22 protein-coding genes and 2 pseudogenes are annotated in these 19,192 nt (G+C 39.9%); 19 read left to right on the top strand and 5 right to left on the bottom strand.

From position 1 onward, the window contains the following. The gene (locus HT720_RS03945; RefSeq protein WP_173274775.1) at nucleotides 1-927 is read left to right on the top strand and encodes an ATP-binding cassette domain-containing protein; all 927 of its coding nucleotides are present in this window, start codon (nucleotides 1-3) and stop codon (nucleotides 925-927) included. Nucleotides 928-1,342: 415 nt separating this feature from the next. Here HT720_RS03945 and HT720_RS03940 read toward each other — a convergent pair whose 3' ends face one another. Together HT720_RS03940 and HT720_RS03935 are read right to left on the bottom strand one after the other, a co-directional pair. Then, nucleotides 1,343-2,221, bottom strand: a complete 879-nt coding sequence (locus HT720_RS03940) for a LysR family transcriptional regulator (RefSeq protein WP_173274774.1) — start codon at nucleotides 2,219-2,221, stop codon at nucleotides 1,343-1,345. 127 nt (nucleotides 2,222-2,348) lie between these two features. Next, nucleotides 2,349-2,699, bottom strand: coding sequence for a helix-turn-helix transcriptional regulator (locus HT720_RS03935; RefSeq protein WP_173274794.1), 351 nt, complete (start codon nucleotides 2,697-2,699; stop codon nucleotides 2,349-2,351). A 357-nt stretch (nucleotides 2,700-3,056) separates the two neighbouring features. On the opposite strand from HT720_RS03935, the gene HT720_RS03930 reads away from it, so the two are divergent. The 16 genes and pseudogenes from HT720_RS03930 to yidD all read left to right on the top strand — a co-directional run bounded on the left by HT720_RS03930 (nucleotide 3,057) and on the right by yidD (nucleotide 14,666). After that, nucleotides 3,057-4,682 (top strand): malolactic enzyme, encoded by a 1,626-nt coding sequence (locus tag HT720_RS03930; protein ID WP_173274773.1) that lies wholly within the window; start codon nucleotides 3,057-3,059, stop codon nucleotides 4,680-4,682. A gap of 201 nt (nucleotides 4,683-4,883) precedes the next feature. Then, a pseudogene (locus tag HT720_RS03925) lies at nucleotides 4,884-4,994 on the top strand (IS630 family transposase); the annotation flags it as partial. A 506-nt stretch (nucleotides 4,995-5,500) separates the two neighbouring features. Beyond that, nucleotides 5,501-6,478 carry an ABC transporter substrate-binding protein gene (locus HT720_RS03920; RefSeq protein WP_173274772.1) on the top strand — a complete coding sequence of 326 codons (978 nt, stop codon included), beginning with the start codon at nucleotides 5,501-5,503 and terminating at the stop codon, nucleotides 6,476-6,478. A gap of 11 nt (nucleotides 6,479-6,489) precedes the next feature. Then, nucleotides 6,490-7,383 (top strand): ABC transporter permease, encoded by an 894-nt coding sequence (locus HT720_RS03915; RefSeq protein ID WP_173233257.1) that lies wholly within the window; start codon nucleotides 6,490-6,492, stop codon nucleotides 7,381-7,383. 12 nt (nucleotides 7,384-7,395) lie between these two features. Beyond that, on the top strand, nucleotides 7,396-8,199 hold the full coding sequence (locus HT720_RS03910) for an ATP-binding cassette domain-containing protein (RefSeq protein WP_000157661.1): 804 nt from the start codon (nucleotides 7,396-7,398) through the stop codon (nucleotides 8,197-8,199). A gap of 14 nt (nucleotides 8,200-8,213) precedes the next feature. Further along, nucleotides 8,214-8,369, top strand: a pseudogene (locus HT720_RS03905) (alpha,alpha-phosphotrehalase); the annotation flags it as partial. A gap of 140 nt (nucleotides 8,370-8,509) precedes the next feature. Then, nucleotides 8,510-8,758 carry a YneF family protein gene (locus HT720_RS03900; protein ID WP_000364990.1) on the top strand — a complete coding sequence of 83 codons (249 nt, stop codon included), beginning with the start codon at nucleotides 8,510-8,512 and terminating at the stop codon, nucleotides 8,756-8,758. Nucleotides 8,759-8,956: 198 nt separating this feature from the next. Next, nucleotides 8,957-9,751, top strand: coding sequence for a glutamate racemase (gene racE / locus HT720_RS03895; RefSeq protein WP_173274771.1), 795 nt, complete (start codon nucleotides 8,957-8,959; stop codon nucleotides 9,749-9,751). Further along, a complete protein-coding gene (locus HT720_RS03890) occupies nucleotides 9,748-10,719 on the top strand; it encodes a nucleoside-triphosphate diphosphatase (RefSeq protein ID WP_173274770.1) in 972 nt (323 codons plus the stop codon). Before racE ends, HT720_RS03890 begins: the two co-directional genes overlap by 4 nt. Further along, nucleotides 10,695-11,216, top strand: coding sequence for a metallophosphoesterase (locus tag HT720_RS03885; protein ID WP_164226033.1), 522 nt, complete (start codon nucleotides 10,695-10,697; stop codon nucleotides 11,214-11,216). The genes HT720_RS03890 and HT720_RS03885 overlap by 25 nt, the downstream gene beginning before the upstream one ends. After that, nucleotides 11,213-11,674 (top strand): cyclic-di-AMP-binding protein CbpB, encoded by a 462-nt coding sequence (cbpB, locus tag HT720_RS03880; protein WP_004260968.1) that lies wholly within the window; start codon nucleotides 11,213-11,215, stop codon nucleotides 11,672-11,674. Before HT720_RS03885 ends, cbpB begins: the two co-directional genes overlap by 4 nt. Continuing rightward, the gene (gene xerD, locus HT720_RS03875) at nucleotides 11,671-12,405 is read left to right on the top strand and encodes a site-specific tyrosine recombinase XerD (RefSeq protein WP_316043873.1); all 735 of its coding nucleotides are present in this window, start codon (nucleotides 11,671-11,673) and stop codon (nucleotides 12,403-12,405) included. Before cbpB ends, xerD begins: the two co-directional genes overlap by 4 nt. Then, nucleotides 12,405-13,133 carry a segregation/condensation protein A gene (locus HT720_RS03870; protein ID WP_173274769.1) on the top strand — a complete coding sequence of 243 codons (729 nt, stop codon included), beginning with the start codon at nucleotides 12,405-12,407 and terminating at the stop codon, nucleotides 13,131-13,133. Before xerD ends, HT720_RS03870 begins: the two co-directional genes overlap by 1 nt. A gap of 18 nt (nucleotides 13,134-13,151) precedes the next feature. Beyond that, a complete protein-coding gene (gene scpB, locus HT720_RS03865; RefSeq protein ID WP_023933648.1) occupies nucleotides 13,152-13,721 on the top strand; it encodes an SMC-Scp complex subunit ScpB in 570 nt (189 codons plus the stop codon). Beyond that, on the top strand, nucleotides 13,708-14,430 hold the full coding sequence (locus HT720_RS03860; protein ID WP_173274768.1) for a pseudouridine synthase: 723 nt from the start codon (nucleotides 13,708-13,710) through the stop codon (nucleotides 14,428-14,430). The genes scpB and HT720_RS03860 overlap by 14 nt, the downstream gene beginning before the upstream one ends. Continuing rightward, nucleotides 14,430-14,666 (top strand): membrane protein insertion efficiency factor YidD, encoded by a 237-nt coding sequence (gene yidD, locus HT720_RS03855; RefSeq protein ID WP_173274767.1) that lies wholly within the window; start codon nucleotides 14,430-14,432, stop codon nucleotides 14,664-14,666. Before HT720_RS03860 ends, yidD begins: the two co-directional genes overlap by 1 nt. 247 nt (nucleotides 14,667-14,913) lie before the next feature. Here the strand turns inward: yidD and galE are convergent, their stop codons facing one another. The 3 genes from galE to HT720_RS03840 are packed head-to-tail and all read right to left on the bottom strand — an operon-like array spanning nucleotide 14,914 to nucleotide 17,196. Continuing rightward, complete coding sequence (gene galE / locus HT720_RS03850; protein ID WP_173274766.1) at nucleotides 14,914-15,912, bottom strand: UDP-glucose 4-epimerase GalE; 999 nt, start codon at nucleotides 15,910-15,912, stop codon at nucleotides 14,914-14,916. 25 nt (nucleotides 15,913-15,937) lie between these two features. Next, nucleotides 15,938-16,624, bottom strand: coding sequence for a triose-phosphate isomerase (locus tag HT720_RS03845; protein ID WP_173274765.1), 687 nt, complete (start codon nucleotides 16,622-16,624; stop codon nucleotides 15,938-15,940). A gap of 26 nt (nucleotides 16,625-16,650) precedes the next feature. Then, nucleotides 16,651-17,196 (bottom strand): NAD(P)H-dependent oxidoreductase, encoded by a 546-nt coding sequence (locus HT720_RS03840; protein ID WP_164226040.1) that lies wholly within the window; start codon nucleotides 17,194-17,196, stop codon nucleotides 16,651-16,653. 317 nt (nucleotides 17,197-17,513) lie between these two features. Between HT720_RS03840 and pepA the strand changes: the two genes are divergently transcribed. After that, a complete protein-coding gene (pepA, locus tag HT720_RS03835; protein ID WP_164226041.1) occupies nucleotides 17,514-18,578 on the top strand; it encodes a glutamyl aminopeptidase in 1,065 nt (354 codons plus the stop codon). 19 nt (nucleotides 18,579-18,597) lie between these two features. Continuing rightward, nucleotides 18,598-18,894, top strand: coding sequence for an enterocin immunity protein (locus HT720_RS03830; protein ID WP_057487917.1), 297 nt, complete (start codon nucleotides 18,598-18,600; stop codon nucleotides 18,892-18,894). Nucleotides 18,895-19,192: the final 298 nt, after the last annotated feature.

Raw genomic sequence — 19,192 nt, 5'->3', positions numbered from 1 at the left:
ATGTCTGAAAAATTAGTAGAAATCAAAGATTTAGAAATTTCCTTCGGTGAAGGAAGTAAGAAGTTTGTCGCAGTTAAAAATGCTAACTTCTTTATCAACAAGGGAGAAACTTTCTCGCTTGTAGGTGAGTCAGGTAGTGGGAAAACAACTATTGGTCGTGCGATAATCGGTCTAAATGATACAAGTAATGGAGATATCATTTTTGAGGGTCAAAAGATTAATGGTAAGAAATCGCGTGAACAAGCTGCGGAATTGATTCGTCGAATCCAGATGATTTTCCAAGACCCTGCTGCAAGTTTGAATGAACGTGCGACTGTTGATTATATTATTTCTGAAGGTCTTTACAATCATCATCTGTTCAAAGATGAAGAGGAACGTAAAGAGAAAGTTCAAAATATTATCCGTGAAGTGGGTCTGCTTGCTGAGCACTTGACTCGTTACCCTCATGAATTCTCAGGTGGTCAACGTCAACGTATCGGTATTGCCCGTGCCTTGGTTATGCAACCAGATTTTGTTATTGCGGATGAGCCCATTTCAGCCTTGGACGTTTCTGTGCGTGCCCAAGTCTTGAACTTGCTCAAAAAATTCCAAAAAGAACTTGGTTTGACCTATCTCTTCATCGCCCATGACTTGTCGGTCGTTCGCTTTATTTCAGATCGTATCGCAGTTATTTACAAGGGTGTTATTGTAGAGGTTGCAGAGACAGAAGAATTGTTTAACAATCCAATTCACCCATATACTCAAGCCTTACTTTCAGCGGTACCAATTCCAGATCCAATCTTGGAACGCAAGAAGGCCTTGAAGGTTTACGACCCAAGTCAACACGACTATGAGACTGACAAACCTTCTATGGTTGAAATCCGTCCAGGTCATTATGTTTGGGCGAACCAAGCCGAATTGGCACGTTATCAACAAGGATTAAACTAATAATGGTTTTATAATTTCCATGTCAACTTTTATGGAAATTATAAACCTTTTTTTGTTGGACTGATTTGAAAAAACTTTGAAAGCGGCTTGAAAGAATTTTCGAAAGAAATAGAATTCTTAGAAAATCATTGAATTATAGTGAGATGAAATAAAATCTGAACAACTTTATTAGGAAAGTCAAATTCATTTCTAGAAAAGGTTTAGAAGTCGCGGCGTATTACTCTAGCTTCAATCTACTATAGTCTAATACTCTTCGAAAATCTCTTCAAACCACGTCAGCTCTATCTGCCACCTCAAAACAGTGTTTTGAGCAACCTGAGGTTAGCTTCCTAGTTTGCTTTTTGATTTTCATTGAGTCTAATATCTACAATGTAAAAAACTCTAGCTATCAGTTCATTGATAGTTAGAGTTTTTTCTATTCATATGATTTAAGGAGATTAAATAAGGCTTCTACTTCTGATGACGGTGTAGCTGATTTAAGGTAAGCGTAATAAACTGTAAAAGTTATCTTGTCCTTCGGTATAAGAGGAATTTTTATTAAATCATCATCTTCATCAGAAAGTGCGATATCAGCCAGTAAACTAAGGCCAATCCCTTTCTTTAAAAGTTCTTTAAGGATGGCAATGTCATCAGTCTTAAAGAATATTTCTGCCTTGTTTTGATACTTTTGATTAAGCGTTTCAAAAGCTTTCAGGTGAACAAAGTGTTCGTCTAAGAGTATAAAGGATTGATCTGCTAATTCTTCAAAAGCGAGTGAAGGAGCAGTGGCAAAAGGATGATTCTTAGATAAAACGACATATAGTTCTTTATGAAATAGCTCGTGTGTCTCTATTGAAGGATAGTTGAGAGGTTCAATCAAACCGAGTAGACTTGCATCAAGGTCTCCTTTGATGAGAAGGTTTAATAACTCCACTGAGCCACCACGAATAGGGCGTACCTTTTTTAAAAAATCGAATTTATCTTTTTCGTTTAAGGCAGCCAAGAGATACTGAATGATAATAGGAGGGAATCCGACAGTAGAGTATTGTGCCAAGGAGCGATTAATTTCTTTGCGAGTAGAAATGACCTCAGGTAAAATCAGTTCTGTATGCTTTAGAAGGATTTGTCCTTGAGGAGTTAGCTTGAAGGAACGATGCGAGGGGTCATGGTGAATCAATTTGCAGTTAAAGGATTCCTCTAAGCGCTTGATAGCATAAGAAATAGATGGTTGGCTGACTTTATGTTGTTTTGCTACTTCCGTATAGGATTGAAGCTGGCAGAGGTCATAAAAATATTGTAGATCTTTTAAATTCATATGGGCTCACTTTCATTAGTTGGAGAAGGAAAATAAGTGGAAAACAGCAGATAAATAATTTTTATCCGTATCCTACAATTTGACTATACGAGTATTCACCAGTTAAAATGTAAGTGAGTCAGGGATCTCAAAGATTATCTAAGATACTCTCAAAAATGACCAACATCTTTTCTCGTTTATCAATAGGGAGCTGTTTAATCTTCATGTTGATTCTTTTGAGTGAAAGATTGTCACTCTTATCAGAGGTTGATTCAAGGCTATCAAAATTGAAAAATTCCTCTGGGGTCATTTTTAGTGCGTCAATCACTTTTTCAAGACTGTGAACGGTCAGATTCACATTTTGGTTTTCAAGTTGATTGATATACTTTAGCCCGAGTCCTGCTTGTTCCGAAAGTTCTTCCTGGCTCATTTTATTCTGAGTTCGAAAATATTTCACTTTTTGGGAAATATATTGTTGTAAATAGTTTTTAGTTGTCATATAAATAGAATACAAGTTTTATATGACAAAAAACACCTTAAAAAATACAAAGTATTACACAGCATACTTATATGATATTTATTTTAATTAGGATTGTCAATTTGTATGATTGCTTTATTTTACTCGAAACTTTTAGTAAAGAGTGATCATCGAGAATTTGATGAGTTCAGAAATTTATAAAATATAATAACTTAAAATATCATCAATAATAGTGTTTTGAGTATAAAAGAGTTTATTAGAAATTGTTCTCGTAGACTCATTATAACATATGCGTATACAATTGTATTATTTAAACAACAACGTTTTACGAACAATTCGTTTCATGTGGTATAATATAAATAAAAAGGAGGTTGCACTATGACTGCACATGATATTTTAAACAATCCTTTCCTCAATAAAGGTACTGCCTTTACCTTAGAGGAGCGAAAGGAACTAGGCCTTATTGGTTTACTGCCACCGTATGTTCAAACGATTGAAGAACAAGCGGCGCAAACTTATGCACAAATGCAAACGAAAGCCAATGATTTGGAAAAACGTCTTTTCCTAATGGAAATTTTTAATACCAACAGGACTCTTTTCTATTACCTCTTTTCTCAACATTTGGAAGAATTCAATCCAATTGTATATGATCCAACCATTGCAGATACCATTGAAGGCTATAGTGATCTTTTTGTAGATCCCCAATATGCGGGATATCTTGATATAAATCATCCTGAAAATATTGAAGCCACTTTGAAAAATGCTGCCGGGGGTCGCGAGATTCGTCTCATTGTTGTAACAGATGCAGAAGGAATCCTTGGAATTGGCGACTGGGGAACAAATGGTGTCGATATTTCTGTTGGGAAATTGATGGTCTATACAGGTGCTGCTGGAATCGATCCTTCGATGGTCCTTCCTTTAGTCATTGATGCAGGGACTAACCGTGAAGAACTTCGTAACAATCCTAATTATTTAGGAAATCGTCACGAACGGGTTCGCGGAGATCGTTACTACGATTTCATTGACCAATTTGTTCAAACAGCAGAACGTCTCTTTCCTAAACTCTACCTTCACTGGGAAGATTTTGGTCGCTTGAATGCAGCCAATATTCTTGAAAAATACCGGAAACAAATTCCGACCTTTAATGATGATATTCAAGGTACAGGAATCGTTACCTTGGGTGGTATCTTTGGTTCGCTGGATATTAGTGGTGAAAAATTAACAGATCAAGTTTATCTCTGCTATGGTGGTGGTACTGCGGGTGCAGGAATTGCCTCTCGTGTTCTTCGTGAAATGGTAAGTGAAGGTCTTTCTGAAGAAGAAGCCTATAAACGTTTCTTTATGGTTGATAAACAAGGTCTTCTCTTTGATGACATGGATGACTTGACACCAGAGCAAAAACCATTTGCTAAGAAACGTACTGACTTTAGTAACACAGATAAGTTGACTGACCTGCTTGAAGTAGTGAAGACTGTGAAGCCAACCATTCTTGTAGGAACTTCAACTCAGCCTAATACCTTCACTAAAGAAATAGTAGAAGCTATGTGTGAAAACACAGAACGTCCAATGATCTTCCCTTTGTCAAACCCAACTAAATTGGCAGAAGCTAGTGCCAAAGATTTGATTGAATGGTCAGATGGCAAAGCTTTTGTCGCAACAGGAATTCCTGCTGATACGGTTTCTTATAAAGGTGTAGACTATGTGATTGGTCAAGCAAATAATGCCTTGATTTACCCAGGTCTTGGTCTAGGTATGCTGGCTTCTGAAGCAAGTCTTTTGACTGATGAAATGATTGGAGCGGTGGCGCATTCATTGAGTGGTATTGTCAATCCAGGCCAACCAGGAGCTCCTGTCTTGCCACCATTCAAGTATGTAGCAGATGTTTCTATTAAAGTAGCAGAAGCAGTCGCTAAAAAAGCACAAGAGCAAGGTCTTGCACGCGCTAAGGAAACAGATATGGCCAAAGCAGTTCGTGATTTGAAGTGGTATCCAGAGTATAAATAATTCATTTCTGCTGCTATCCTCGGGATACTTGGCTTATTTTGGATATGTTAGCAATCTACAGAGTTGATAACCGAAAAGTAAAGAGATTGTCGTATTGACTATTGGTGTTAAACAGTATAAAATAACTGTCGATTTTTTGTCCGACTGCTAATAGTCAGTTTAATACTATACTAAAATCAAAACGCATTATATAATAGTGATATGAAATCAACCAAAGAAGAAATACAAGCCATCAAAACACTTTTAAAAGACTCTAGTACAACTAAATACCATAAAAGTCTTCAAATCGTTCTATTTTGTCTAATGGGCAAATTTTTGAAATTATCCTAAAAGAATTTGAAAGCTCTCTGAAAGAATTTTCGAAAAATTTTAAAAAATTCTGAAATATTCTTGACAGGTGATGAAAAAGGTGGTAAGATAGGAAACATCAAAAAAGAAAGCAGAAAAAGAAATGAATAAGAAACAAGCTGTAACGATGAATCAAAACTTTTACTTTAGCTACTTTAGATAGTGTTTGTAGACATGTCACCATGGATGCAAACAGTTCAAGCAATTTGTTTGTATCTATGTGGCTAAGATTTTTGATTGTGGTCCATATAGATGAATATCTAAATGGACTAGCTAAGTTGTAACTTGTTAGATTATTTCAAGCATCCGTTTAGGTATTATCTAGGCGGTTTTTTGTTTTATACTCTTCGAAAATCTCTTCAAACCACGTCAACGTCGCCTTGCCGTACTCAAGTACAGCCTGCGGCTAGTTTCCTAGTTTGCTCTTTGATTTTCATTGAGTTTTATCTTTTCTGAGAAGGAGTTTCATTATGAAAGTTGTTCGAAAATTACTAGCACCCCTCTTGGTAGTGGGGATCCTCTTGACCTCTCTGATCAGTTTGCATCAGTTGAAGGCAGATAAGAAAAAAGATGTGTTTCGTATCGGGATTTCGCAGTTTATTACCCACCAGTCCCTAGACGCTACTAGAGAAGGTTTTGTGGATGAGCTGGCCAAACAAGGCTATGTGGAAGGGAAAAATATTGAGATTGATTTGCAAAATGCACAGGGAGAACAAAGAAATCTAAAAACCATTTCCCAGCAACTAGCAGAATCTAGTGATGTCGTTCTAGCCATCGCAACGCCTTCTGCTCAGAGCTTGGCTAATACAACACAAACGACTCCTGTTATCTTTTCAGCGGTAACAGATCCTGTCAGTGCCAAGTTGGTTAAGTCAAGAGAGCATCCTGGGAGCAATGTAACTGGGACAAGCGATCAGTCATCAGATGCCATTTCAACCCAAATCAATTTGATAAAGAAAGTGTTACCAAGGGCTAAAACGATTGGAATTCTCTATACTCAGAGCGAGCCAAACTCAGTTGTCCAAAAGGATGAAGCTAAGCGCCTTCTGGAGGAAAAAGGCTTTACCGTTGTTGAAAAAACAATCTTGGACAGTAACAACGTCAAGGCGGTTGCAGAAAGCTTGATGGCAGAGGTGGATATGGTTTTTGTACCAACGGATAATATCATTTCATCAACCATGGAAACAGTCAAGCAGGTTTCTATTAAACACAAGGTTCCAGTATTTGGTGGTTCAACAGAAATGGTTGCGGTTGGTGGCTTGTATAACTACGGAACAAATTATGAAGAATTGGGACGTCAGACAGCACGAATGCTGGTTCGTGTTTTAAAAGGTGAGAATCCAGAAAATATAGCAGTTGAGTTGCCTGAAAAACTGGAATTGCATACCAATCAAGAAATGGCAGACGCATTGGGAATTGATATTAGTAAGTTAGAAGGCAAGGAATAAGGAGGTTTGAGATGAATTTTGTATTATCTAGTTTATCAGAAGGTTTGTTGTGGTCGATTATGGCGATTGGGGTCTACTTGACTTTCCGTATTTTGGATATTGCGGATATGACTGCTGAGGGGGCCTTTCCACTGGGGGCGGCTGTCGTCGTATCTCAGATACAGGCAGGGACAAATTCTTGGATTGCGACTTTACTTGCTTTGTTCGCAGGTATGGTAGCAGGTCTAGTATCAGGAATGCTCCACACCAAGATGAAAATTCCAGCTCTCTTGACAGGGATTGTGACCTTGACAGGGCTTTATTCCATCAATATTAAAATCATGGGAAGTGTGCCTAATCTTTCCTTGGGAGATTCTGCAACCATCTTTAAACAATTGGCAAGCTTGGGTCTAACAAATGAAGAAGCTGTTTTCTCTTTCAGTTTAGCTTGTCTCTTCCTTGTTTGTCTAGTCTTGACCCTCTTGATGAAAACAGAGATTGGCTTGGTCTTGCGTTCGACTGGGGACAATATTCCGATGAGTGAGGCCAATGGGGTCAATGTAGACACCATGAAGATTGTTGGTTACATGATTTCAAACGGCTTGATTGCCTTATGTGGTTCCTTGTTTGCCCAAAATGATGGATTTTCAGATGTGACTTCTGGGACAGGAACCATCGTTGTTGGTTTGAGTGCAGTTATTATTGCGGAAGTTTTGATACACGATTTGACCATTGGAGGCCGCTTGTTATCCATCGGAATCGGTGCTATTGTTTACCGTTTGATTATTTTAAATATCTATGAAATTCCAAATCTAGATCAAAATTTGGTACGTCTCTTTAATGCAATTTTGTTAGCCTTGGTTTTATTTGCACCAGAATTACAAAAGAGATTAAAGATTCGTGGTCTGAAATTGAGAAATGAATAGGAGGAGAAAGTTATGGCAAGTTTGTTAACACTTGAAAATATTCACAAAACCTTTGAAGCAGGGACGGTCAATGAGAACCATGTCCTCAAAGGATTAGATTTAGAAGTTGAAGAGGGAGATTTTATCTCTGTGATTGGTGGAAATGGAGCAGGAAAATCCACTTTGATGAATATCTTGGCTGGCAATCTATCGGTGGACGAAGGGGACCTTTTATTGGCAGGGAAATCCATTAAAAATCTGAGTGTAAGAAAGAGAGCCAAGGATATCGCCCGTGTTTTTCAAGATCCTAAGATGGGAACAGCCTCTCGTTTGACGATTGAGGAGAATATGGCTATTGCCTTGAGACGTGGACAAAAAAGAGGACTTGGCTGGGGCGTGAAGGAGAAGGACAGAATCCAGTTCCAAGAGGCCTTGAAGGAGTTGAATATTGGTCTTGAAAACCGCTTGAAAGTGGATACTCAATACCTCTCAGGAGGACAAAGACAGGCCTTGACCCTAGTCATGGCAGCTCTGGTGAAACCCAAACTTTTGCTTTTGGATGAACATACTGCGGCACTTGACCCGAAAACGAGTCAAATGGTGATGGATTTGACGCAAAAGATTGTGGAACACCATCAGTTGACGACTTTGATGATTACCCACGATATGAACCATGCGATTGAGTATGGTAATCGTCTCATTATGCTCTATCAAGGCAAGATAGTGGTAGATGTCAAAGGAGAAGAGAAAAAGCATCTGACAGTTGAAGATCTCATGCATCTTTTCCAGAAAAATAGTGGCCAAAGTCTGGTCAGTGATGAATTAGTTTTGGGATAAAGAAAAAGGCTGAGATGTGGCTCAATAATTTTTATGCCACAGAAGTGGAAATCGATTTACCAGTAGCCTACCAAAATGGACAGATTTTGCTTTCAAACTATGAAGATGCAGAAGTGTCTGAAAAAATTCTACTCAAACCGTATCAAACGCTGGCTATCTATGTAAATTAAACTCAGCAAGGAACCCTCTTTCGCAGAAAAGCAGGGTTTTTTTGCTGTCTATTCCATCTATGAAAGCGTAAAACAAACTAGTCAGGGTGGCTAGTTTGTGGTATAATGAAAGAGACTCAAAAAGAAACAGGAGAAAAATGATGGATTTACTTTTAGCAATTGTATTGATTGTGCTAGCTTTTCTAGGAGGAGCTCTTGGAGGAATGTACTTGGTTCGTAAGCAAATAGAAAAAGAATTTGCTGACAACCCACGTTTGAATGCTGAAGCAGTTCGTACTCTTTTGAGTGCAAATGGTCAAAAACCAAGCGAAGCTAAGGTACAACAAGTTTACCACCAAATCATTCGCCAACAAAAAGCAGCCCTTGCCAACAATAAAAAGAAAAAATAAATAAGGAAAAGTCTGGGATGAAAGTTCCAGACTTCTCACTATGTTGGTTATGTTTAGGGATGAGACTTTTTCCTTGCATTCTATTGATATTTGATTATGATTAAGAGAGATAGTTATTGATTAGACTGTCATTCAGTTCATAAGGATAAATAATCATAATGAACTATCAATCAGAAAAAAGACTAGAAAGAAGACTGTATGGATAATCGACCAATTGGTTTTTTGGATTCGGGTGTCGGGGGCTTGACCGTTGTGCGCGAGCTCATGCGCCAGCTTCCCCATGAAGAAATCGTCTATATTGGAGATTCGGCACGGGCGCCCTATGGTCCCCGTCCTGCTGAGCAAATTCGTGAATATACTTGGCAGTTGGTCAACTTTCTCTTGACCAAGGATGTCAAGATGATTGTCATTGCTTGTAACACTGCGACTGCGGTCGTCTGGGAAGAAATCAAGGCTCAACTAGATATTCCTGTCTTGGGTGTGATTTTGCCAGGAGCTTCAGCAGCCATCAAGTCCAGCCAAGGTGGGAAAATCGGAGTGATTGGAACACCCATGACGGTCCAATCTGGCATTTATCGCCAGAAAATCCATGATCTGGATCCGGACTTACAGGTGGAGAGCTTGGCCTGTCCCAAGTTTGCTCCCTTGGTGGAGTCTGGTGCCCTGTCAACCAGTGTCACCAAGAAAGTGGTCTATGAAACCCTGCGTCCCTTGGTTGGCAAGGTGGATAGCCTGATTTTGGGTTGTACCCATTATCCACTGCTCAGACCTATTATTCAAAATGTCATGGGGCCCAAGGTTCAGCTCATCGATAGTGGAGCAGAGTGTGTACGGGACATCTCAGTCCTACTCAATTATTTTGAAATCAATCGTGGTCGCGATGCCGGACCACTCCATCACCGTTTTTACACAACAGCCAGTAGCCAAAGTTTTGCACAAATTGGTGAAGAATGGCTGGAAAAAGAGATTCATGTGGAGCATGTAGAATTATGACAAATAAAATTTATGAATATAAGGATGAACAGGACTGGTATGTCGGGTCCTATGGTATTTTTGGTGGCGTCCGGACGTTGACGGATGATGACTTGGATTTTCCTCTATTGGAGTTTGCCCAAAGATTTCGAGATGAGGATCGAGGTTTTCCTGTTTCTGTTACTGTTTTACGCTATGGTTCTCTCTACCGTTTATTGTCTTTTGTGGTAGATATCCTCAACCAAGAAATGGGACGAAATGTGGAAGTCATTCAACGTCAGGGGGTTTTTCTCTTAGTTGAAAATGGGCAACTCCTGCATGTAGAATTGCCTAAAGAAGGTGTTGATGTAGAAGCATTCTTTGAGACAAACAAGGTCAGAGAAACCTTATTGATTGCGACTCGTAACGAGGGCAAGACCAAGGAATTCCGAGCTATCTTTGACAAGCTAGGCTACGATGTGGAAAATCTTAATGATTATCCAGACCTGCCTGAAGTAGCAGAAACAGGTATGACCTTTGAAGAAAATGCCCGCCTCAAGGCAGAAACCATTTCCCAATTAACGGGCAAGATGGTTCTGGCAGATGACTCAGGTCTCAAAGTCGATGTCCTTGGTGGCTTGCCAGGTGTCTGGTCAGCTCGTTTCGCAGGAGTGGGAGCTACTGACCGTGAAAACAATGCTAAACTCTTGCACGAATTGGCCATGGTCTTTGAACTCAAGGACCGCTCGGCTCAATTCCATACAACCCTAGTCGTAGCCAGTCCCAACAAGGAAAGTTTGGTTGTTGAAGCAGACTGGCCAGGCTACATTAACTTTGAACCTAAGGGTGAAAATGGCTTCGGCTATGACCCTCTCTTCCTTGTAGGAGAGACAGGCAAGTCCTCAGCTGAATTAACCCTTGAAGAAAAAAATAGTCAATCTCACCGTGCCTTAGCCGTTAAGAAACTTTTGGAGGTATTTCCATCATGGCAAAGCAAACCATCATTGTAATGAGCGATTCCCATGGCGATAGCTTGATTGTGGAAGAAATCCGTGATCGTTATGTGGGCAAAGTTGACGCCGTTTTTCATAACGGCGATTCTGAACTGCGTCCAGATTCTCCCCTTTGGGAAGGCATACGCGTTGTTAAAGGGAACATGGACTTCTACGCCGGCTACCCAGAACGTTTGGTGACTGAGCTTGGTTCGACCAAGATTATCCAAACCCATGGTCACTTGTTTGACATCAATTTCAACTTTCAAAAGTTGGACTACTGGGCTCAGGAAGAAGAGGCCGATATCTGCCTTTATGGTCACTTGCATGTGCCAAGCGCTTGGATGGAAGGCAAGACCCTCTTTCTAAATCCAGGTTCCATCAGTCAACCACGTGGGACCATCAGAGAGTGTCTCTATGCTCGTGTGGAGATTGATGACAGTTATTTTAAAGTGGACTTTTTGACACGAGTCCATGAGGTGTATCCGGGCTTGTCCAAGGAGTTTAGCCGATGATTGCCAAGGAGTTTGAGACTTTCTTGTTGGGGCAGGAGGAAACTTTTTTGACCCCTGCTGAAAATCTAGCCGTGTTGATTGATACTCACAATGCGGATCATGCAACCCTCTTGCTCAGTCAGATGACCTATACCCGTGTTCCCGTTGTGACAGATGAAAAACAGTTTGTTGGGACGATTGGGCTCAGAGATATTATGGCTTATCAGATGGAGCATGATTTGAGTCAAGAAATCATGGCAGATACGGATATCGTTCATATGACGAGAACGGACGTAGCGGTCGTCTCGCCTGATTTTACCATTACGGAGGTCTTGCACAAGCTGGTAGATGAGTCCTTCTTGCCGGTTGTGGATGCGTCTGGTATTTTCCAAGGAATTATCACGCGCAAGTCTATCCTCAAGGCAGTCAATGCCCTCTTGCATGACTTTAGTAAGGAATATGAGATTCGATGCAAATAAAAGACAGGATTTCAGACTTTTTAGAGGAAAAGCAGGGTCTGTCTGCCAATTCCAAGCAGTCCTATAGGTATGATTTGGAGCAATTTTTAGACATTGTAGGCGAGCGGATTTCTGAGACCAGTCTCAAGATTTACCAAGCCCAGCTAGTCAATCTAAAAATCAGCGCTCAGAAGCGAAAGACTTCGACCTGTAACCAATTTCTCTACTTTCTCTATCAAAAAGGAGAAGTGGATAGCTTTTACCGCTTGGAATTAGCTAAACAAGCTGAAAAGAAGACCGAAAAGCCAGAACTGTTAGACTTAGACTCTTTTTGGCAGGAAAGCGACTATCCAGAGGGCCGCTTACTGGCTCTCCTGATTTTGGAAATGGGGCTCTTGCCCAGTGAGATTTTAGCCATCAAGGTTGCAGATATCAATCTGGATTTTCAGGTGTTGCGAATCAAGAAGGCTTCCCAACAGAGGATTGTCACCATTCCCACGACCTTGCTTTCAGAATTAGAACCCTTGATGGGGCAGACTTATCTCTTTGAAAGGGGAGGGAAAGCCTATTCTCGTCAGTGGGCCTTTCGTCAGCTAGAATCCTTTGTCAAGGAGAAAGGTTTTCCGGCCTTATCAGCCCAAGCCTTGCGGGAACAGTTCATTCTACGACAAATAGAAAACAAGGTCGATTTGTACGAAATTGCAAAAAAATTAGGATTAAAAACAGTCCTGACTTTAGAAAAATATAGATAATGGATATTAAACTAAAAGATTTTGAAGGGCCTCTAGACTTGCTCTTGCACCTGGTTTCTAAGTACCAGATGGATATCTACGATGTGCCTATCACAGAAGTCATCGAACAGTATCTAGCCTATGTCTCAACCCTGCAGGCCATGCGTCTGGAAGTGACGGGGGAGTACATGGTCATGGCCAGTCAGCTCATGCTGATCAAGAGTCGCAAACTACTTCCAAAGGTAGCAGAAGTGACAGACTTGGAGGATGACCTAGAGCAGGATCTTCTCTCTCAAATCGAAGAATACCGCAAATTCAAGCTCTTAGGGGAGCGCTTGGAAGCCAAGCACCAAGAACGGGCCCAGTACTATTCCAAAGCACCGACAGAGTTGATTTACGAAGATGCGGAGCTTGTGCATGACAAGACGACCATTGACCTCTTTTTGGCTTTTTCAAATATCCTAGCCAAGAAAAAAGAGGAGTTTACTCAGAACCACACGACCATCTTGCGGGATGAGTATAAGATTGAGGACATGATGATTATCGTGAAAGAGTCCTTGACTGGACGAGACCAGTTGCGCTTGCAGGATTTGTTTAAGGAAGCCCAGAATCTCCAAGAGGTCATTACCCTCTTTTTGGCAACCCTAGAGTTAATCAAAACCCAGGAGCTGATTCTCGTGCAAGAGGAGAGTTTCGGAGATATCTATCTCATGGAAAAGAAGGAAGAAAGTCAAGTGGCCCAAAACTAGACTTGATAGAGAGGAAAGATGAGTACTTTAGCAAAAATAGAAGCGCTCTTGTTTGTAGCGGGTGAGGATGGGATTAGAGTCCGCCAGTTAGCTGAACTCCTCTCTCTGCCACCGACAGGCATCCAACAGAGTTTAGAAAAATTAGCCCAGAAGTATGAAAAGGACCCAGATTCCAGTTTGGATCTGATTGAGACTGGGGGCGCTTATAGATTGGTGACCAAGCCTCAATTTGCAGAGATTTTGAAGGAATACTCTAAAGCACCTATCAACCAGAGTTTATCTCGGGCTGCCCTTGAGACCTTGTCCATCATTGCCTACAAACAGCCCATTACGCGGATAGAAATTGATGCCATCCGTGGGGTCAACTCGAGTGGGGCCTTGGCAAAGTTGCAGGCCTTTGACTTGATACGAGAAGACGGGAAAAAAGAAGTGTTGGGTCGCCCCAACCTCTATGTGACTACAGATTATTTCCTAGATTACATGGGAATTAACCATTTGGAAGAATTACCAGTGATTGATGAGCTTGAGATTCAAGCCCAAGAAAGCCAATTATTTGGTGAAAGGATAGAAGAAGATGAGAATCAATAAGTATATTGCCCACGCAGGTGTGGCCAGTAGGAGAAAAGCAGAAGAGCTGATCAAGCAAGGCTTGGTGACGATTAACGGCCAAGTGGTACGTGAACTAGCAACCACTATCAAGTCAGGCGACAAGGTTGAAGTTGAAGGTCAACCTATCTACAACGAAGAAAAGGTCTACTATCTGCTTAACAAACCACGTGGTGTTATTTCCAGTGTGACAGATGACAAGGGGCGCAAGACGGTTGTCGACCTCTTGCCCAATGTCAAAGAGCGCATCTATCCTGTAGGTCGTTTGGACTGGGATACATCAGGAGTCTTGATTTTGACCAATGACGGGGATTTTACAGATGAGATGATTCACCCACGTAATGAGATTGATAAGGTTTATGTTGCGCGTGTTAAAGGTGTGGCCAATAAGGATAATCTCCGCCCTTTGACCCGTGGAGTTGAGATTGATGGCAAGAAAACCAAGCCGGCTGTCTATGAGATTCTCAAAGTGGACCCAGTTAAAAACCGCTCTGTGGTACAGTTGACCATCCATGAAGGACGTAACCATCAGGTTAAAAAGATGTTTGAAGCTGTTGGTCTCCAAGTGGACAAGTTGTCTCGGACCCGTTTTGGACATCTAGACTTGACAGGACTCCGTCCAGGAGAATCTCGTCGTCTTAATAAAAAAGAAATCAGCCAACTACACACCATGGCTGTAACCAAGAAATAATGAAACGAATTTTAATAGCGCCTGTGCGCTTTTACCAACGTTTTATCTCACCAGCCTTTCCACCCTCTTGTCGCTTTGAGCCTACCTGTTCAAACTATATGATTGAGGCTATTGAAAAACATGGCTTCAAGGGTGTTTTGATGGGTTTGGTTCGGATTTTACGTTGCCATCCCTGGTCGAAAACAGGTAAGGACCCCGTCCCAGACCATTTTTCTTTAAAGAGAAATGCAAAATAATACTCAATGAAAATCAAAGAGCAAACTAGGAAACTAGCCGCAGGCTGCTCAAAACAGTGTTTTGAGGTGGTGGATAGAACTGACGAAGTCAGTAACATCTATACGGCAAGGTGACGTTGACGTGCTTTGAAGAGATTTTCGAAGAGTATAAATTGGATTCTAATGTATAAAACACAGATAGATGATACTTGGTATTTATCAAGTGCCATCTATCTGTGTTTTTATTTATGATTGATGTTTCTGCTATTTATTCTAAAATGTTTTTGCCTTCTTTAACACGCCAATGATAATCCGATAAAATAATATCTTCGAGGGAGTAGCTAGCCTTCCAATCAAGATATTTTTTAGCTTTTGATGCGTCTGCTAGGACGCTGGCTGGGTCCCCAGCACGGCGAGCAACAATTTCGTGTGGTATTTTTTGATTCAGTAGTTCTTCAGCAGTTTTAAAGATTTCTTTGACGGTATAGCCTTTTTCAGTTCCCAAGTTAAAGATTTGAGAAGAACTGTTTTCTTGAAATAGGTAGTTTATTCCTTTAACATGAGCCTGTGCAAGGTCCAAGACATGAATGTAATCCCGAATACATGATCCGTCACGTGTATCGTAGTCATCTCCAAATATTTTTAGGCTATCATTTTGTCCCAATGCGGTCTTGTTGATGTTGGGAATGATGTGAGTTGGATTTTTCACGCGCAGACCGTTTGAAGCATCCATTTCAGCCCCAGCTACATTAAAGTAACGGAAAATGACATATTTCCAATCGTAGCGATTGGCCATCCAGTAAATCATTCGTTCACCCATCAGTTTTGTTTCTGCATAAGGGTTGACAGGGTCGAGCAGGGTATCTTCAGTTGCAGGCTTGTCAATACAGTTATTACCATAGAGGGAAGCAGTCGAAGAGAACATGATTTTTTGAATGCCAACTTCAGATAAGACTTTGAGAACTTGGTTCATACCAGCAACATTGGCAGTGAAGTATTTGCTTGGATTTTCAATACTTTCGCTCACAACAATTTCACCTGCACAATGGAGAACAGCATCAATCTGATTTTCTTCTAAGTAAGCTTTTAGGGCGCTAGCATCATAAACATCCAGTTGTTTAAAGCTAGCACGACTATCTACAGCCGAACGATTTCCTGTAGAGAGATTATCGAGGACATGCACCTGATAGCCAGCATTTAAAAGAGCTTTAACGGTATGGGAGCCAATGTAGCCAGCTCCACCTGTAACAAGAATTGTTTTGGTCATGATTTTTTCCTTTTTTTATTTTTTACTAGTTGGAAAATTCTTTTTGATTTAAAAAATTAAATACTTCTAATAACGTATTTGTTCGATCTCCAATCAATACTCCATCAAATCCTAATTTAATAATTTCAGGGATGTCTTTACATTGTAGACCTCCTCCAAATACTAATTTATATTTAAAATTATATATTTGACTAGATATGAACAAATACCTTTTTAGCATAGTTAAATGATTAGAAATTTCTTCTAAACTGTAGTCCTTTTTTCCACTCAATGTTGCACTTAGAATTTCATATGCTATAATAATTTCTTTTCCTTGAAATTGAATTCCTGATAAAAGTTGATGTATCTCAGCAATATAATTTTTATTTTTGCCAAAACAAATAATAGGAGTTATATTTCCAACTATTGTCTGTTTTATTTTTGAACGAATGATATTTTTAGTTTCATTTAAGAATTTTTGTCGTTCTAGACGGCCGACAAATGCATATTTTATATTATAGTAATTGAGATGTTCACAGGTTAAATCACCAACATTTCGCCCCTTTATAGCAATATTTTGCGAAGCAATTGAAAAAGAATATTCATTGTCGTTAACAGGTATTATTGGCGAAATAATTAATTCTGTTTTAACATTTCCTTCATTGAAAAGTTTTAACAGATCTAATTGTTCATGAATACTTAATTTATTTTTAAAGTTGAATATTGTTAACATTTTCACCTTTTTAATATTAAAACTAATTATTTGTTAATTTTGTCATCAATGTATTGTTCTAGTTTTGCTTTGTATTGTTCAAAGTTAGGTTTCTTTACTACATTATGAAATGATAAAGTTTCTCTTTGTGTAAATCCGCAAAACTCCATTGCTTTATGAAATGATATTAGAATTTCGTCTACACTTTTACCATTAAAAAATTCATTGGAATCATTAAAAGTATATTCTGGTGCATTCCATGTTGAAGATATAATATATTCTTTCCCTTTCATGAGTCCACCAGTTCCATATTTATCAGCAAATGAGTAAAACTGCCCATATTCAAATACATTATCAAGATACAATTTTAATTTTCCTGGAACATTAAACCAATAAATTGGGAATTGAAAAATAATTAGGTCAGCCCATAAAAACTTATTTCTTTCATCAATAATATCATATGATTCTACTGAAGATAGCTGTACATTATGATGATGCCGTAATTTATTTAAAAAAATATTGTATAAGCTAAAGTTAAGTTCGCCTTTACAGAAATCATGTTTTTGATATCCGTTTATCAATAAGATGTTCATATTTAATTCCTCCTTGTATTAAAAATATCATTATTTAATATTTTTGTCAATATTTTTATTGAAAACAATTGAAAAACAACCGAAAATATTCTGTAAATCATGAAAATATGAACGTTTTTATTATAAATTATTTTTTTGTACGTTTATTTATAATTAGGTTTGTCTTGGAATAGTTCTTAGATTTCAGCTCACATGCAAGAAAATACAAGCTTTTTCTAAGATAGAGCAGGACTAAGATACTAATTTAGAAATCCACCTTCCCGCTATCCTTCTCCTATAAAAAGTGGTAAAATGGATGAAAGAAAGAAGGAACTGAAATGACAACATTATTTTCAAAAATCAAAGAAGTAACAGAACTTGCTGCGATCTCAGGTCATGAAGCACCTGTTCGTGCTTATCTTCGTGAAAAGTTGACACCGCACGTAGATGAAGTGGTGACAGATGGCTTGGGTGGTATTTTCGGGATTAAACATTCAGAAGCTGCAGATGCACCGCGCGTCTTGGTCGCTTCTCACATGGATGAAGTTGGTTTTATGGTCAGCGAGATTAAGCCAGATGGTACCTTCCGTGTGGTAGAAATCGGTGGCTGGAACCCTATGGTGGTTAGTAGCCAACGTTTCAAACTCCTGACTCGTGATGGTCGTGAAATTCCTGTGATTTCGGGTTCTGTCCCGCCACATTTGACTCGTGGAAAGGGTGGACCAACCATGCCAGCCATTGCAGATATTGTTTTTGATGGTGGTTTTGCGGACAAGGCTGAGGCAGAAAGTTTTGGCATCCGTCCTGGTGACACTATTGTCCCAGATAGTTCCGCTATCTTGACAGCCAATGAAAAAAATATCATCTCAAAAGCTTGGGATAACCGCTACGGTGTTCTCATGGTTAGCGAGTTGGCGGAAGCTATGTCAGGTCAAAAACTTGGCAATGAACTCTATCTTGGCTCTAACGTCCAAGAAGAAGTTGGTCTCCGCGGTGCTCATACATCTACAACCAAGTTTGACCCAGAAGTCTTCCTCGCAGTTGATTGCTCCCCAGCAGGTGATGTCTACGGTGGTCAAGGCAAGATTGGAGATGGAACCTTGATTCGTTTCTACGATCCAGGTCACTTGCTTCTCCCAGGTATGAAGGATTTCCTTTTGACAACAGCTGAAGAAGCTGGTATCAAGTACCAATACTATTGTGGTAAAGGCGGAACAGACGCTGGCGCAGCTCATCTGAAAAATGGTGGTGTCCCATCTACAACAATCGGAGTCTGTGCTCGTTATATCCATTCTCACCAAACACTTTATGCAATGGATGACTTCCTAGAAGCGCAAGCCTTCTTACAAGCCTTGGTGAAAAAATTGGATCGTTCAACGGTTGACTTGATTAAAAATTATTAAACTTAAGGAGGTGGTAGGGATGGTAGAACCAAACCTAGAAAGCCTTGTAAAAGATCTTTACAATCATGCTCGACATGATTTGAGTGAAGATTTAGTTGCTGCTCTCCTAGAGACTGCTAAAAAACTGCCTACTACAAATGAGCAATTGCTGGCAGTTCGTCTCTCAGGTCTGGTCAATCGTGAATTGCTCAAGAATCCCAGACATCCGGCACCTGAGTTGCTCAACTTGGCCCGCTTTATCAAAAGAGAAGAAGCTAAGTACAGAGGAACCGCAGCTTCTGCGCTTATGTATGGGGAGATTTTTAAAATGCTTTGATTCCATTGTGGATCAAAGCATTTTTTATAAGACCTATCTCGTGAGCGCTCAGATAGTAGTAACAAGGAATCATGAGAAGTTAGCTGAAGCAATAGTAGTGAAGAAACTTCTGTAATGGAAGTGGAGCGAAGTGAGGAATCGTCAAACGGTAGGGTATAGGCGGTTTGAAGGGTGCTATGAGAAAGATAGGGTAAGGTGAAATTAATACTCTTCGAAAATCTCTTCAAACCACGTCAGCGTCGCCTTACCGTATATATGTGACTGACNNAGCAACCTGCGGCTAGTTTGCTCTTTGATT

The organism is Streptococcus sp. 68 (assembly GCF_013277415.1).
Classification (GTDB): Bacteria; Bacillota; Bacilli; order Lactobacillales; family Streptococcaceae; genus Streptococcus.
The sequence above is the reverse complement of the archived record's forward strand: the minus strand, read 5'-3'. Positions and strand labels throughout refer to the sequence as shown.

What these genes read in the sequence shown, in the direction of transcription:
- HT720_RS03940 (WP_173274774.1), bottom strand. Translation starts at nt 2,221, where the DNA reads ATGAATTTAAAAGATCTACAATATTTTTATGACCTCTGCCAGCTTCAA.
- cbpB (WP_004260968.1), top strand. Translation starts at nt 11,213, where the DNA reads ATGATTGCCAAGGAGTTTGAGACTTTCTTGTTGGGGCAGGAGGAAACT.
- HT720_RS03945 (WP_173274775.1), top strand. Translation starts at nt 1, where the DNA reads ATGTCTGAAAAATTAGTAGAAATCAAAGATTTAGAAATTTCCTTCGGT.
- HT720_RS03890 (WP_173274770.1), top strand. Translation starts at nt 9,748, where the DNA reads ATGACAAATAAAATTTATGAATATAAGGATGAACAGGACTGGTATGTC.
- galE (WP_173274766.1), bottom strand. Translation starts at nt 15,912, where the DNA reads ATGACCAAAACAATTCTTGTTACAGGTGGAGCTGGCTACATTGGCTCC.
- yidD (WP_173274767.1), top strand. Translation starts at nt 14,430, where the DNA reads ATGAAACGAATTTTAATAGCGCCTGTGCGCTTTTACCAACGTTTTATC.
- HT720_RS03920 (WP_173274772.1), top strand. Translation starts at nt 5,501, where the DNA reads ATGAAAGTTGTTCGAAAATTACTAGCACCCCTCTTGGTAGTGGGGATC.
- HT720_RS03885 (WP_164226033.1), top strand. Translation starts at nt 10,695, where the DNA reads ATGGCAAAGCAAACCATCATTGTAATGAGCGATTCCCATGGCGATAGC.
- HT720_RS03840 (WP_164226040.1), bottom strand. Translation starts at nt 17,196, where the DNA reads ATGAACATCTTATTGATAAACGGATATCAAAAACATGATTTCTGTAAA.
- pepA (WP_164226041.1), top strand. Translation starts at nt 17,514, where the DNA reads ATGACAACATTATTTTCAAAAATCAAAGAAGTAACAGAACTTGCTGCG.
- HT720_RS03900 (WP_000364990.1), top strand. Translation starts at nt 8,510, where the DNA reads ATGGATTTACTTTTAGCAATTGTATTGATTGTGCTAGCTTTTCTAGGA.
- HT720_RS03860 (WP_173274768.1), top strand. Translation starts at nt 13,708, where the DNA reads ATGAGAATCAATAAGTATATTGCCCACGCAGGTGTGGCCAGTAGGAGA.
- HT720_RS03915 (WP_173233257.1), top strand. Translation starts at nt 6,490, where the DNA reads ATGAATTTTGTATTATCTAGTTTATCAGAAGGTTTGTTGTGGTCGATT.
- HT720_RS03845 (WP_173274765.1), bottom strand. Translation starts at nt 16,624, where the DNA reads ATGTTAACAATATTCAACTTTAAAAATAAATTAAGTATTCATGAACAA.
- HT720_RS03830 (WP_057487917.1), top strand. Translation starts at nt 18,598, where the DNA reads ATGGTAGAACCAAACCTAGAAAGCCTTGTAAAAGATCTTTACAATCAT.
- HT720_RS03870 (WP_173274769.1), top strand. Translation starts at nt 12,405, where the DNA reads ATGGATATTAAACTAAAAGATTTTGAAGGGCCTCTAGACTTGCTCTTG.
- racE (WP_173274771.1), top strand. Translation starts at nt 8,957, where the DNA reads ATGGATAATCGACCAATTGGTTTTTTGGATTCGGGTGTCGGGGGCTTG.
- HT720_RS03930 (WP_173274773.1), top strand. Translation starts at nt 3,057, where the DNA reads ATGACTGCACATGATATTTTAAACAATCCTTTCCTCAATAAAGGTACT.
- scpB (WP_023933648.1), top strand. Translation starts at nt 13,152, where the DNA reads ATGAGTACTTTAGCAAAAATAGAAGCGCTCTTGTTTGTAGCGGGTGAG.
- HT720_RS03935 (WP_173274794.1), bottom strand. Translation starts at nt 2,699, where the DNA reads ATGACAACTAAAAACTATTTACAACAATATATTTCCCAAAAAGTGAAA.
- HT720_RS03910 (WP_000157661.1), top strand. Translation starts at nt 7,396, where the DNA reads ATGGCAAGTTTGTTAACACTTGAAAATATTCACAAAACCTTTGAAGCA.